We start from the raw sequence: 13,017 nt of genomic DNA on the forward strand, positions 1-13,017 counted from the left end.
CTATCAGCGGTTCAGCACAATTGGATTGACCACGTCAGCGGCCATGACCAGAACGCCGAAGACCAGCAAAACCGCGGTAAAGGCCATAGTAATTGGCATGAGTTTGGTGTAATCGGCAGGCCCAAGCGCTGGCTTACCGAATGCCTTGCGAATCACGTCTCGAATGCGTTCATAAATAACAACGGCGATGTGGCCACCGTCGAGTGGCGGCAACGGCACGAGGTTGAACACGGCCAGGAAGTAATTGAGGTTGGCCAGCAATAGGAAGAATGACGGCCACTGGTTCATCTCCACCAATTCACCGCCGGCACGCGAAGCGCCGACGACGCTCATTGGGCTGGCCGGGTCACGCTGAGCACCGAAGATGGACGCAACCACACCGGGAACCTTCTCCGGGATGGAGAGCAGCCCATTCCAAACCGCCCCAAAAAGACTGCCTGTGAAGCTGGCCGCACCGCCGATGGCGGTCACTGCGTTGTACTCGTGGAGGATAGTCTCTGGTCGCTGGAAGGCGATACCAATCGCAGGCTGGTCGATGTCCTGGCCGTCGTTAGTCTTGCGTTTGACGACTTCCGGGGTGACCGTGACCGTCTGGGCGCTGCCATTGCGGTCGATGGTCATTTTGATGTCGCCACCTGCAGAGCTGCCAATAAGCGACACAGCCTCGGGGTAGGACGTAATCTTGGTGCCATTAATCTTCTCAATCACATCTCCGGCACGTAGCCCTGCGCGCTCTGCAGGACCGGAACCAGTGCAGGGCTCCAGAGTGCCGTCGGCCCGCTGTGCCGGCGAGACGCACTGTACCGCCTGAATACGCGGGGCCATTTCCTTACCCATGTTGGGCAAACCCCACGTCACTGCGATGAAGTAAAGAATGATGAATCCAACGATGAGGTTCATCGCCACCCCACCGAGCATCACGATAATGCGCTGCCACCACGGCTTCTTGTACATGGCGTAGGGCTCTTCGGCAGGATCGATTGGATCCATAGCGGTCATACCTGCGATGTCGCAGAATCCGCCAAACGGAACTGCCTTTACTCCATACTCGGTGTCATGCCCTCCTGCCGCAGCGTGATGCCGCTTGAAGGAAAACAGCGTTGGGCCGAAGCCAATGAAGTACCGACGCACTTGCATTCCACACAGTCGAGCTGCGGTGAGATGGCCCCATTCGTGAAGGGCGATTGTCACCGCGATGCCGATTGCGAAGAGTAAAACTCCAAGAAGAAATGTCACGAGTGCTCACCCTACCCCCACTTTGGGCAAACCAGAACACCGGCGGAGAGTTTCCGGCCGGGCGAAGTCCCAATTTCAGCAAGTTCTAAGGTATCCTTACACCCGATACTCAAGATTGTCTGAAAATGCGCTCAGTCGCTTTCAGCAAAATCGCAGATAGACTGAAGTGCATATAGAGTGCAATTCGCCGAAAGTGTTAACAGGAGGACTTTCAAGTGAGCAACCACGAGCCAAAGGAAGAGATTTACCGCGGCGTCAGCACCCTCGACGAGCCGTCGGCGAAGTGGGGCTGGCACGGCATTAGCAAGAGCGCTATGCAGAAGGCCGGCTGGATTTCCGTGATTTTCCTGCTGGGCATGACCATCGGTAACCACAAGGGCAACGTCGAGAATTGGTGGCTGGTCGCCATTGCTGCCCTTATTGCCATTGGGCTGCTGCTGCAGTTGTTCGCCCCGCAGGGTTCTCAGGTCCGCACCGTTACCGGTCACAACAAGCCGGAAGGCCACATTGAGCCGGAGTGGGCACGTGACCAGGTTAACGGTACTGGTGTCTACGCTAACCTGACCGACTCTCAGCTGCGCTCCTGGAACCGCCTGCCGGAAGGACAGAACCAGTAGAGTTAGCCACTTTTGCAGAAAGTCTGGCCTAACAGCTCTATAGCGACAGCTCTATAGCGCTACAGCGCACAAAAAGATCCGCACCGAATTCGGTGCGGATCTTTTGCTATTTGTCGGCTAAACCTCTTCGGCCGCCAGCTGACCACAAGCTGCCGCAATCTCGTTGCCACGGGTATCGCGGACCGTGCACGGTACCCCCTGGGCCTGTACGCGGCGGACGAACTCCTCCTGCTGCTTCTTCGGGGAGGCGTCCCACTTCGAACCCGGAGTTGGGTTGAGCGGGATTAGGTTGACGTGGACACGTGAGCCCAGAGCATTGTGGAGCTTCTTACCCAACAGGTCTGCACGCCAATCCTGGTCGTTAATATCGCGAATCAAAGCGTACTCAATAGATACGCGACGGCCTGTCCTGTCTGCGTAGTAGCGAGCTGCATCAAGTACCTCGGCCACTGTAAAGCGATTGTTGATCGGTACCAGCTCGTCGCGAAGCTCGTCATCCGGAGTATGCAGAGACACCGCGAGGGTGACTGACAGGTCCTCGTCGGCAAGCCGTCGGATATTCGGCGCGAAACCAACCGTAGAGACGGTGACATTGCGCATCGAGATGCCAAATCCCTGCGGCGACGGCCGCGTGATGCGATGGACGGCGGCGAGAACACGATTGTAGTTCGCGAGCGGCTCGCCCATGCCCATGAATACGATGTTGGTCAGACGACCGCCCTCAGCTGCCATAGTGGCAGCGGCCTCACGCACCTGGTCGACAATCTCCGCAGTGGAGAGATTACGCTGCAGACCGCCTTGCCCCGTCGCGCAGAATGGGCATGCCATACCGCAACCGGCCTGTGAGGAAATACAGAGGGTCGCACGCCCCGGGTACTTCATCAGCACGGATTCCAGCAGCGTACCGTCACCTGCACGCCACAGAGTCTTACGAGTCTCGCCGTCATCACAGGTGATGTGGCGAACGGGAGTCAACAGAGGTGGGAAGAGACTGTCCTTGACCTTTTGACGATCTGCTTCTGGCAGGTCAGTCATCGTCATAGGGTCAGCCTCAAGCCGACCGTAATAGTGCCGGGCAATCTGATCGGCACGGAAGGCCGGCAGGCCCAGTTCCTTAACCGCAGCCTTCCGTTCCTCAACATCGAGGTCCGCAAAATGGGTCGCGGGCATGCCGCGACGTGGAGCTTTAAGAACGATTGGAAGTGAAGATGCCATGATGGCACCCATTTTCGCATGTAATGACGGTTTTAGCCTAATGAGTGACTCGGCAGCCGCAACTAAGTGAACCTTTATAAGTGGTACATACCTGCCAAAACGTGTTGAATGATAGGTATGACTAACGCTAATCAGCCGAATAACGACAGTCCGCTTTTCGACGATGTTCCGTCGTACTCCCCAAATGATTCCGTGGCTCCTGCACCTGAGCAGGACAACCTTCCAGAGCCAGTCGTTGACGCGCCGACAGAGAAGGACTCCGCACCGGAGCCAGCGCCCGCCCCTGGCCAGCGTAAGGTGAAAAAGACCACTGCGGGCTCTATGTGGATTGGCCTGGTCATCAGTGCAGTTTTGCTGATCGTACTGCTGGTGTTCATTCTGCAGAATCAGCAGGAGACCGCACTAAACCTGTTCGGCTGGACCTGGAACTTCCCAGTCGGCGTCGGAATGCTGTTCGCTGCCATCCTCGGCGCCCTCATCACCGCACTCATCGGTGGCTGGCGAATGTTTGATCTGCGCCGCCAGATTCGTAAGGGCGGCAACTAAAGGCCGATTGAACCAGCCGAATTAAACTAGGCTGAATAGCTGCAATATCAGCCACGTCATCGCGGCTGATGGCAGCATGCCATCCAGGCGGTCCATCAGACCGCCGTGGCCCGGCAAAATCGAGGACATATCTTTAATCCCCAGATCTCGTTTGAACTGGGACTCCATCAGGTCACCAAGCGTAGCCGAGATAACCAGGGCGATGCCCAGCACGATGCCCTGCCACCACGGCGCGTGCAACATAAAGATCGCACAGAGCGCTCCAGTAATGGTGGCGAGTACAAGAGAGCCGCCGAACCCTTCCCAGGATTTTCTAGGGCTTACCTTTGGGGCCATCGGATGCTTTCCGAACATTACACCAGCGGCATAGCCTCCGACGTCATTTGAAATAACCCCAATCATGAAGGTCACAATGACCAGACGCGGATCAACTCCCCAGGGATTGTCCATGCGTACCAGCTGCACTGCTAGCGCAGCAAAGAACGGAATCCACATCATCACGAAAACACCGACTGCGACATCCCGCAGCCAGTTCCGTGGTGCTTCGGCCATCCCGTGTAAGAACAGACGGACGACCAGCAAGAGCATCAGAGTCGCGGCCAGGCCCATGACCAAACCGTCAATCCCCCAGTAGGCGGACAACCACACCATCAGCTGTCCGCCGAGAATCAATACCGGGCGAGGGACCTGCCAATCGGACTCACGGAGCCGCTCGCAGACCTCCCAGGTTGCGAGACCAACCGCCGCGGCGACCAGAACGGTCCAGGCGAGCGCCCCCAGTAGCAAGCCGATGATGACGACTGCACCAAGCGCTACGCCCACCGTGATTGCAACCGGCAGGTTCCGACCTGCTGAGTTGCGTGGCTTAATGAGCCGTAGTTCGTCTAGAACACGTTCCTTATTGGACGCTGGCTTCGACGTTGGCATTGGCGCCTCAAATCCCCTCTCCCGGTTGAATATGAAGGCCTAAACCTCCATCAATTCCGCTTCCTTGCGTTCAACCAAGGAGTCCACCTGCTCGACGTAGTTCTTGGTGACCTGGTCCAGCTCCTTTTCGCCTGCCTGCACCTCGTCCTCGCCAGCATCGCCGTCCTTCTGAATCTTCTTCAGAGTTTCCATGCCCTTACGACGGACATTGCGAATCGCGATCTTGGCGTCTTCGCCCTTCGAACGTGCGACCTTAACCATCTCACGACGACGCTCCTCGGTCAGCTGCGGGATAGTTACGCGCAGGACCTGGCCATCATTAGTCGGGTTCACACCCAGGTCGGAGTTGCGAATCGCGTTTTCGATGTCGCCCATGACGCTCAGCTCATACGGCTTAATCAGCAGCATGCGCGGCTCTGGAACCGAAATGGTAGCCATCTGGGTAATCGGAGTCGGAACACCGTAGTACTCCGCAATAACGCCGTTGAACATCGCCGGGTTCGCACGGCCAGTGCGAATGTGGGTCAGCTCCTCGCGGCAGTGTTCTACGGAGCTACCGTACTTTTCTTCACAGTCAAGCAGGACTTCATCAATCATTGTGTTTTTAACCTCGGGTTTCTACGCGGGTTCTAGATAGTTCTAGAGCGCTCTGTGGAAAGAACGTATTACGAACAAATTTATCAGCTGTGGACGAGAGTACCGATTTGCTCACCGGCTACCGCGCGCGCAATGTTTCCGTCGGTAAGCAGATTAAACACGAGAATCGGCATGTTGTTGTCCATGCACAGGGAGAAAGCGGTGGCATCCGCAACGCGCAGGTCGCGTTCCAGAACCTCACGGTGGGTGATGTCGTCGAACAGCTCTGCGTCCGGCACCTCACGTGGGTCGGCCGTGTAGACACCGTCAACGGCCTTGGCCATCAGCAGTACCTCGCAGCCGATCTCCAGGGCGCGCTGGGCGGCGGTGGTGTCGGTGGAGAAGTACGGCATACCCATACCTGCACCAAAGATGACCACGCGGCCCTTCTCCAGGTGGCGCTTAGCACGCAACGGCAGGTACGGCTCCGAGACCTGTGCCATGTTGATTGCAGTTTGAACGCGGCAGTCCACGCCCTCCTGCTCGAGGAAGTCCTGCAGAGCCAGGCAGTTCATGACCGTGCCCAGCATGCCCATGTAGTCAGAGCGTGCGCGGTCCATGCCGCGCTGCTGAAGCTGTGCGCCACGGAAGAAGTTACCTCCGCCAATGACGACACAGACCTCGACGCCCTTTCGGGAAACTTCCGCAATCTGTCGGGCAACGTTTTGCACCACGTCCGGGTCAACGCCAACCTTGCCGCCACCGAACATCTCACCACCGAGCTTGAGCATCACACGTTTGAAGCCATTGCGCTCGACAGATTCTGCCATGACCATGCACCTTTCTCACACCGTTTAAAAAGTCGCAGACGAGTCTACCCGGTCACGACAGCAAGGCACACTTGACGCTCCGCATTGTCTGCAACATGGCAGCAAAATGCCCCACCCGAAGCAATCGGATGGGGCATTCACACTAGCTAGCAGCTAGAGGTTAGAGCACAAATTACAGCGAATTAGTGCTGACCAACCTCGAAGCGGACGAAACCGGTCAGGGTAACGCCAGCCTCTTCCATGAGCTGCTTAACGGTCTTCTTGCTGTCAGCGACGGACGGCTGCTCCAGCAGAACAACGTCCTTGTAGAAGCCGTTCAGACGGCCCTCGACGATCTTGGCGATAGCCTGCTCCGGCTTGCCCTCTTCGCGAGTAATCTTCTCGTAGACAGCGCGCTCTGCCTCGACGCGGTCAGCCGGGACATCCTCGCGGGACAGGTACTGAGCCTTCAGAGCGGCAACCTGCATAGCTGCTGCGTGAGCAGTCTCTGCAGCGCCCTCTCCCTCACCGGTGTAAGCAACCAGAACACCGACAGCTGCCGGCAGGTCTGCTGCACGGCGGTGCAGGTAGACAGCGATGTTGTCGCCCTCGAGAGTAGCAGCGCGACGCAGCTCCAGCTTCTCACCGATCTTTGCGGAGAGCTCCTGGGTAGCCTCAGCTGCGGTCTGACCGTCGAGGTCAGCTGCTGCGAGCTCTTCCGGGGAGTTTGCCTTGACTGCTGCGGCAGCGTCGGCGACCTTGTTGGCGAAGTCGATGAACTCCTGGTTCTTGGCAACGAAGTCAGTCTCGGAGTTGACCTCGACCATGGTGTTACCAGAAACAGCAATCAGGCCCTCGGCAGCGGTGCGCTCTGCACGCTTGCCGACGTCCTTTGCGCCCTTAATGCGCAGGATCTCGACAGCCTTGTCGAAATCGCCGTCGGTCTCGACGAGTGCGTCCTTACAAGCCTTCATGCCGGAGCCGGTCAGCTCACGGAGCTTCTTGACGTCAGCAGCAGTGAAATTCGCCATGCTGGGCGTTCCTCCTTGTGGTGGTTAGAACTTGTGGTGGTTAGAAAGTTCAGCTTTACTCAGCGGATGCCGTCTCAGTTGCAGCGGAGCCCTCGGCGTCCATCTCTGCAGCCTGGTCGGTGTTCTCAGCGGCGGACTCGATCGGAGCGTCGCCTGCTGCTTCGCGAGCAGCGTTGGCCTCGCGCTCAGCGCGAGCCTTGCGGCCCTCTTCAACAGCGGTGGAGATGATGCGGGTCAGCACGGAAGCAGCGCGGATTGCGTCGTCGTTGCCCGGGATCGGGAAATCAACGTCATCCGGGTCGCAGTTGGTGTCCAGGATGGCAACAACCGGAATGCCCAGCTTCTTAGCCTCGGAGACAGCGATGTGCTCCTTGTTGGTGTCAACAATCCACAGTGCGGACGGAACCTTGGACATGTCGCGAATACCGCCCAGGGTGCGCTCCAGCTTGGTGCGCTCACGGGTCAGCATCAGGATTTCCTTCTTGCCGCGACCCTCGTAGCCGTTCTCAGCAGCGTCCATTGCCTGAAGCTCCTTCAGGCGAGCCAGGCGCTTGGAAACGGTGGCGAAGTTGGTCAGCATACCGCCGAGCCAGCGGTGGTTGACGTACGGCATGTCAACGCGCTCTGCCTCGTTCTGAACGGCTTCCTGAGCCTGCTTCTTGGTACCGACGAACAGGATGTTGCCACCGTGAGCGACAGTCTCCTTGACGAACTCGAAAGCCTCGTCGATGTAGGTCAGGGTCTGCTGCAGGTCGATGATGTAGATGCCATTGCGCTCGGTGAAGATGAAACGCTTCATCTTCGGGTTCCAACGACGGGTCTGGTGACCGAAGTGGACACCTGCATCGAGCAGTTCTCGCATGGATACAACAGCCATGTCATATTCAGGGAAGATCCTCACGTCCAGCCTGACTAGGGCTGCGGCTGCTTCCCTTCCTTTCTTATCCGATATAGGTGGTTACAGTTCACGCACAGGCTTTCCCTGTGCCCTAGCGCTCCCCCGCTGCCTCACACCCGACAGATATCCTGCCGAGCACCCGTGAACCAGCCGGAATGGGTCGCGCGCGTAGTCCTTTGTGCTAATGACCGCCCATTAAGGCAGACACCGCGAGCGTAATCTTATCTGATACATCACGCAGGTCGCAATACCTGACACACCCTGCTATCCACAGGGCAAAAAGTCATCCACAGCTAGAACCGTTTGCAATGCACTGCCGCTTGTCGACGAGTGCAGCGTCCGCCACACTATCGCGCATGACGACCAAGCAGAGTTTCAGGCGCTCGCTAATGCGCACATTAGCGCTATTCGTGCTCGCTGTCGCGCTAACAACACCCCCAAGCCCACCTACAGCTACCGGCGAACCAGTATCCACTATTGCGCATACCTTCCCTGTCCACGGCAAAGTTCTACGCGACTACGCCCCACCGGAAAAACGCTGGCAGCCTGGACACCGCGGAGTTGACCTGGACGCCTCCCCGGGCCAGCCAATCCGTGCCTCAGCGCCCGGTGTGGTGCATTTCGCCGGTTCGATTGCTGGAATGACTTCCGTGTCGATCATGCACGCCGATGGCATCCGCACAACCTATCAGCCCATAGATACCGCACTAGAAAAGGGAGACCGCGTGGCCGCAGGCCAGGTGATTGGCCATCTTGTGGTCAGCGCCAATCATCCCGAACCGGGCCTGCATTGGGGTGCGCTGCGCGGCAAGGACTATCTCAATCCGCTGGATTTGATACAGCGGAGGCCAATCGTACTCAAGCCCGTGCGCAGTTAAGCGCGCGGATGTGCCCGCTTATGTACTTCACGGAGGCGGTCCGCTGAGACGTGGGTATAAATCTGTGTGGTCGCCAGACTCGAATGGCCGAGAATCTCCTGCACCACACGCAAGTCAGCGCCACCTTCCACCATGGCCGTGGCCGCAGAGTGCCGAAGCGCATGCGGTGAAACATCAGCCCATTTATGAATAACTCGGCGCGCCTGCCGCGGATTCAACCTACCTCCACGCACACCGAGAAAAAGCGCATGTTCAGCCTGTGCGGAAGCATGAAGGTTTCCACGCACCTGGACCCAGCCTTTGAGCGCCGCCTCCGCTGGCGCCCCAAAGGGCACGATGCGCTGCTTGTTACCCTTACCCACTACCGAGATGATGTGGCGGGAGAAGTCCACATCAGAGACGTCGGCCTTGCACAGCTCCTCTACACGCATCCCAGTGGCATACAGCAGTTCCACAATGGCCAAGTCGCGTGCCGCTACTGCGCTGTCCTCAGAAGAGACTTTCTCGATTGCTGCCTCAACCTTCTCCGGCGAGAGCACTTCCGGGAGATGCTGATGCTTCTTCGGTGTTGACAGCCGCAGCGACGGATCAGCATCGAGAAGTTTCCGAGCTACAAGCCAACTACTGAACTGCCGAATAGACGTCGTTAAGCGAGCCAGCGATGACCGTGCAGCCCCCTCCGCATGCTTCGCGCCAAGGTACGCACGGATGACCGGGGTGGAGAGTTCACTGATGTGGTTCAGGCCGGCGAGCAGGGGGATGAGATCGGCTCGATAGGCGCGGACGGTTGCACCGGAGAGCCTGCGGGAATAAGTCAGCTCATCGAGAAAATCCATGAGTACGGCCTCAATATTGGCGGATAGCCCGAAATCCGGATCAGCCGTGTCGTCTTTATCGGTTGCGCGCTTCACGGTTCTGACCTTAGTAGATGCACGCCGCAAGGCCTCACCAGACAGCGGAAAAAGGCAGTGACTCCGACTTTCGCCAGAGCCACTGCCCTATTGCCTCACCCATGTCACAAGCCCGTTTCCGTAACAGTTACTTAGGCTTGCCTTGCCTATATTACTGAGTGTACAGAGAATTGCAATACCTAATTCAAGATTTTTTCGAGATTCTTTGCAGAAGGTTTTACTAATGCCTCACTAACGCCTCTGTTCCTGGCGCAACCACCCACCCTCCACTCGATTGGTCAGCCCCTGTCCCTGCAGCTCTAACAACAAATGTGTCGTAAGCGCTATGGCTAATCCCGCCTGTGCCGCGACTTTTCCCACTGGTGTTGGCTCCGCAGAATTCAGGGAGTCGTAGACAGCGAGCTCGTTTCGAGAAAGCTTCTGCACCGCCGACTTTTCCCACAACAATTCGAGCTGAGCATCCTCATTCACTGTGCCAACTGACCGATACAGCGACCGCACATTGTCGGCACTACACACCAGTACAGCCTCGCCACTGCGGATTAGGTCATGACAGCCAGAGGTAGTTTGCAGCGTCACCGGTCCCGGCACTGCTCCCAAGGGCTTGTTTAACCTCACTGCCCAGTTCGCTGTGTTGCGCGCCCCTGAACGCCAGCCCGCCTCGACGATTGTGGTTGCTCGTGATAGGGCCGCTACCAGCCGATTCCTAGTCAAGAACCGATGCCGCGCAGGTCGCACTCCCGGTGGATACTCCGTGACCAGCGCACCCCGCTCTGCAATCCGGTCGAAGAGTTCTGCATGCGCCCGCGGATAGTCAACCCCTATACCACCCGCTCCGACAACAACCGTAGTGCCGCCAGCGTCGAGCGCAGCACGATGCGCCGCGGCATCAATCCCCAACGCACCGCCACTGATGACACTAACTCCCGCATTCGCGAACTGCCCCGCGAATTGGGCCGCCACTTGTGTCCCGTAGCTGCTGGCCATCCGCGTTCCGACAATCGCCACCGCTTCACTGAGCATCTCCCGCAAGTCACGGCCACTAACCCACAGCGCCAGCGGTGGCGCATCGGCGCGGTCACGGACTTCGAGCGTCGTAAAGCAGGACAGCAGCTCCCCCGGCCACTCTGGGTGTCCCGGATAAATAAGGCGCCATCCCATCGCTGCCGCCAGCTCCAAATCCTGACCGCTTTGGTCAACCTGGGCCCGCGCCTGCGTCGTATTGAGTAGACCTTCCGGCAGCCCGGCGCGAGCCTTGATCCTTTCCGCTACCACTACCGGCCCAAACTCCGTCACGAGCCGCACAATCTGCGGATGCGTCGCCTCTACCACACGATTCAGATAAGCCCACGCGTGAATTTCGTCCATTTTCTCCCCCTTGATAATGGTTCGGTTGCATTAGCCGCTCGTTGTATTAGCCGCCCTCGCTGGCGTGCAGTTGGCAGGCACGTTGCACGTGCTCGAAGGTAAACGCGTCTATCCCCTGGAGATCTGCGAGCGTCCACGCCACTGCGATTACTCTGTCCACTCCCCGCTGGGTAATCTCTCCGTTCCTCAACTGAAAGTCCAACAACGCCATCGCCTCTTCGTCCAGGCCCGCGTGACGACGGAGAAGCGAGCGCGGCACACTCGCGTTGGTGACGGCTGCTTCGTCGGCAAGCCCCAGGGCCTGCCATCGGCGGCAGGCACGGTCACGTGCGGCCTGTACTCGATCACGAACGGCTGCGGAGGGCTCATTGCGTGCTTTGTTTTCAACGCCCAGCTTGGCTCCGGCAGGACTGAGCGTGACGTTGAGGTCCATGCGATCGCGTAGCGGGCCCGATAATGCGCGACCATGCTTGGCTCGCTCGCTACTAGAGCAGGTGCATTCGCTGGCATACGCCGCCCCGCACCGACAGGGATTAGTCGCCATGACTAGTTGTGTTCTCGCCGGAAAGGTCACTCGATGGTGCGTACGCAGGTGGACGACCACCCCGTTTTCCATCGGCATCCGCAACGCATCCAATACCGCCGGGCGCATGAGGGTGATTTCGTCCAAGAAGAGCACCCCATGGTGGGCAAGGCTAATCGCGCCGGGCTTGGGCACAGCACCGCCGCCGACTAACGCTGCCACAGTCGCGCTGTGATGCGGTGCCACAAACGGTGGATGCTGGACAAGAGTGTCCGTAGTATCGAGCGCTCCGGCCACCGAATGCAGCGCGGTGACCTCGAGCTGCTGCCACTTCTGCAATGGCGGCAGGATTGTGGGCAAGCGCTCAGCGAGCATGGACTTTCCAGTTCCCGGAGAACCCTGCATGAACAGATTGTGCCCACCTGCTGCCGCTACCTCGAGGGCGAAGCGGGCCTCAGGTTGGCCATCGACATCGGCTAGGTCTACTGAGAAGGCTTGTTCGCTGGGGACGTCGTTAAGCGCGGGCGTCAAACCTGATCCGGTGAGTACCCAGCCCCATAGCTGTGTGAGGTCGGCTGCGGTGCAGACTGCAATGCCGTCGACAAGCGCGGCCTCTGCGGCGTTAGCGGCGGGCACGACGACCCAACGGGCACCGGCCTCGCGGGCGGCAAGGACCTGCGGCAGCACTCCACGCACCGGGCGAATGGAACCGTCGAGCCCGAGTTCGCCAATGAGCACCGTGTGGCGGAGACGACCGCGAGCCTCCATGTCATCCCTGGTTGCGATTAGGATCGCGCAAACGATGGCGAGGTCAAAGCTAGTGCCGTGTTTGCGGATATGCGCCGGCGACAGACTTACCACGACTTTTGTTTTCGGCCAGGGCAGCTGCGAGTTAGCAACCGCCGTGCGCACGCGATGCTTGGCTTCCCCGACGGCGGCATCGCCGAGCCCACCGATATACATTCCCGGCAAGCCACGCCCAACGTCGGCTTCGACCTGCACAATAGTTCCCTCAATGCCGCTGAGGCTGACTGCGAGAGCTGTACCGACAGTCATCTAGCAGTCCCACATGGTCGCCGCGTCGCAGATTGCGGGAATGTACGTAACCGCTACGACTGGAGGACCGGACGAAGGACTGGACACTGTGACTTCTGCGCAGTCGATAACTACGGACTCCAACCAGTAGGTAGAGCTTTCTGACCGCCATTGCGCCGCTGCCTTGTACAAATGACGAAGCTTTGCTGCGGTGATGGCCTCTCTGCCGTCCCCAAACTGACTACTTCGCGAGCTGCGCCGTGTTTTTACTTCCACAAAATGCAACCTGCCGTCGACGTCTTCAGCAATAAGATCGAGCTCATAGCGTCCGACGCGCTCATTCCGAGCAATAATTTCCCACCCCTGATCCTCCAACATCTCAGCGACGAAATCCTCCCCAAACGCGCCGAGCTGTCTCGTTGTCAGTTCTTCAAAGTTCTGTGTCAT

14 protein-coding genes are annotated in these 13,017 nt (G+C 58.5%); 3 read left to right on the forward strand and 11 right to left on the reverse strand.

All coding sequences use genetic code 11. From position 1 onward, the window contains the following. Window positions 1-3 precede the first annotated feature (3 nt). Window positions 4-1,236: a M50 family metallopeptidase gene (locus HMPREF2847_RS10310; protein WP_048735558.1), complete on the reverse strand. Its 1,233-nt coding sequence runs from the start codon at window positions 1,234-1,236 to the stop codon at window positions 4-6. Window positions 1,237-1,451: 215 nt separating this feature from the next. Here HMPREF2847_RS10310 and HMPREF2847_RS10315 point away from each other — a divergent pair, with 215 nt between their 5' ends. Continuing rightward, window positions 1,452-1,853 (forward strand): DUF2631 domain-containing protein, encoded by a 402-nt coding sequence (locus HMPREF2847_RS10315; RefSeq protein WP_038628682.1) that lies wholly within the window; start codon window positions 1,452-1,454, stop codon window positions 1,851-1,853. Between the two features lie 117 nt (window positions 1,854-1,970). Here the strand turns inward: HMPREF2847_RS10315 and rlmN are convergent, their stop codons facing one another. Further along, window positions 1,971-3,068 (reverse strand): dual-specificity RNA methyltransferase RlmN, encoded by a 1,098-nt coding sequence (gene rlmN / locus HMPREF2847_RS10320; protein WP_070852407.1) that lies wholly within the window; start codon window positions 3,066-3,068, stop codon window positions 1,971-1,973. A gap of 117 nt (window positions 3,069-3,185) precedes the next feature. On the opposite strand from rlmN, the gene HMPREF2847_RS10325 reads away from it, so the two are divergent. Then, window positions 3,186-3,614, forward strand: coding sequence for a lipopolysaccharide assembly protein LapA domain-containing protein (locus HMPREF2847_RS10325; RefSeq protein WP_070439607.1), 429 nt, complete (start codon window positions 3,186-3,188; stop codon window positions 3,612-3,614). Window positions 3,615-3,635: 21 nt separating this feature from the next. Here the strand turns inward: HMPREF2847_RS10325 and HMPREF2847_RS10330 are convergent, their stop codons facing one another. The 5 genes from HMPREF2847_RS10330 to rpsB all read right to left on the reverse strand — a co-directional run bounded on the left by HMPREF2847_RS10330 (window position 3,636) and on the right by rpsB (window position 7,834). Further along, window positions 3,636-4,541 carry a phosphatidate cytidylyltransferase gene (locus HMPREF2847_RS10330; protein WP_070852341.1) on the reverse strand — a complete coding sequence of 302 codons (906 nt, stop codon included), beginning with the start codon at window positions 4,539-4,541 and terminating at the stop codon, window positions 3,636-3,638. 39 nt (window positions 4,542-4,580) lie between these two features. Then, window positions 4,581-5,138: a ribosome recycling factor gene (gene frr / locus HMPREF2847_RS10335; protein ID WP_038628675.1), complete on the reverse strand. Its 558-nt coding sequence runs from the start codon at window positions 5,136-5,138 to the stop codon at window positions 4,581-4,583. 83 nt (window positions 5,139-5,221) lie between these two features. Further along, a complete protein-coding gene (pyrH, locus tag HMPREF2847_RS10340; RefSeq protein ID WP_070429358.1) occupies window positions 5,222-5,947 on the reverse strand; it encodes a UMP kinase in 726 nt (241 codons plus the stop codon). A 182-nt stretch (window positions 5,948-6,129) separates the two neighbouring features. Beyond that, complete coding sequence (tsf, locus tag HMPREF2847_RS10345) at window positions 6,130-6,957, reverse strand: translation elongation factor Ts (protein WP_048735543.1); 828 nt, start codon at window positions 6,955-6,957, stop codon at window positions 6,130-6,132. 55 nt (window positions 6,958-7,012) lie between these two features. Further along, window positions 7,013-7,834, reverse strand: coding sequence for a 30S ribosomal protein S2 (gene rpsB, locus HMPREF2847_RS10350; protein ID WP_038628671.1), 822 nt, complete (start codon window positions 7,832-7,834; stop codon window positions 7,013-7,015). Window positions 7,835-8,211: 377 nt separating this feature from the next. Between rpsB and HMPREF2847_RS10355 the strand changes: the two genes are divergently transcribed. Beyond that, window positions 8,212-8,733, forward strand: coding sequence for a murein hydrolase activator EnvC family protein (locus HMPREF2847_RS10355; protein ID WP_083327369.1), 522 nt, complete (start codon window positions 8,212-8,214; stop codon window positions 8,731-8,733). Here HMPREF2847_RS10355 and HMPREF2847_RS10360 read toward each other — a convergent pair. From HMPREF2847_RS10360 to HMPREF2847_RS10375, 4 genes are all read right to left on the reverse strand, one after another. After that, a complete protein-coding gene (locus tag HMPREF2847_RS10360; protein WP_070852343.1) occupies window positions 8,730-9,644 on the reverse strand; it encodes a tyrosine recombinase XerC in 915 nt (304 codons plus the stop codon). The genes HMPREF2847_RS10355 and HMPREF2847_RS10360 overlap by 4 nt on opposite strands. A gap of 231 nt (window positions 9,645-9,875) precedes the next feature. Beyond that, window positions 9,876-11,012, reverse strand: a complete 1,137-nt coding sequence (gene dprA, locus HMPREF2847_RS10365; protein ID WP_048735537.1) for a DNA-processing protein DprA — start codon at window positions 11,010-11,012, stop codon at window positions 9,876-9,878. Between the two features lie 46 nt (window positions 11,013-11,058). Further along, a complete protein-coding gene (locus HMPREF2847_RS10370; protein WP_048735534.1) occupies window positions 11,059-12,591 on the reverse strand; it encodes a YifB family Mg chelatase-like AAA ATPase in 1,533 nt (510 codons plus the stop codon). Then, window positions 12,592-13,017 carry a YraN family protein gene (locus tag HMPREF2847_RS10375; RefSeq protein WP_048735531.1) on the reverse strand — a complete coding sequence of 142 codons (426 nt, stop codon included), beginning with the start codon at window positions 13,015-13,017 and terminating at the stop codon, window positions 12,592-12,594.

This window comes from Corynebacterium sp. HMSC074C03, assembly GCF_001838285.1.
Classification (GTDB): Bacteria; Actinomycetota; Actinomycetes; order Mycobacteriales; family Mycobacteriaceae; genus Corynebacterium; species Corynebacterium amycolatum.

Coding starts and splice junctions, on each gene's coding strand:
- rlmN (WP_070852407.1), bottom strand. CDS start 3,068: ATGGCATCTTCACTTCCAATCGTTCTTAAAGCTCCACGTCGCGGCATG.
- HMPREF2847_RS10325 (WP_070439607.1), top strand. CDS start 3,186: ATGACTAACGCTAATCAGCCGAATAACGACAGTCCGCTTTTCGACGAT.
- HMPREF2847_RS10330 (WP_070852341.1), bottom strand. CDS start 4,541: ATGCCAACGTCGAAGCCAGCGTCCAATAAGGAACGTGTTCTAGACGAA.
- frr (WP_038628675.1), bottom strand. CDS start 5,138: ATGATTGATGAAGTCCTGCTTGACTGTGAAGAAAAGTACGGTAGCTCC.
- pyrH (WP_070429358.1), bottom strand. CDS start 5,947: ATGGCAGAATCTGTCGAGCGCAATGGCTTCAAACGTGTGATGCTCAAG.
- tsf (WP_048735543.1), bottom strand. CDS start 6,957: ATGGCGAATTTCACTGCTGCTGACGTCAAGAAGCTCCGTGAGCTGACC.
- rpsB (WP_038628671.1), bottom strand. CDS start 7,834: ATGGCTGTTGTATCCATGCGAGAACTGCTCGATGCAGGTGTCCACTTC.
- HMPREF2847_RS10355 (WP_083327369.1), top strand. CDS start 8,212: ATGACGACCAAGCAGAGTTTCAGGCGCTCGCTAATGCGCACATTAGCG.
- dprA (WP_048735537.1), bottom strand. CDS start 11,012: ATGGACGAAATTCACGCGTGGGCTTATCTGAATCGTGTGGTAGAGGCG.
- HMPREF2847_RS10370 (WP_048735534.1), bottom strand. CDS start 12,591: ATGACTGTCGGTACAGCTCTCGCAGTCAGCCTCAGCGGCATTGAGGGA.
- HMPREF2847_RS10375 (WP_048735531.1), bottom strand. CDS start 13,017: ATGACACAGAACTTTGAAGAACTGACAACGAGACAGCTCGGCGCGTTT.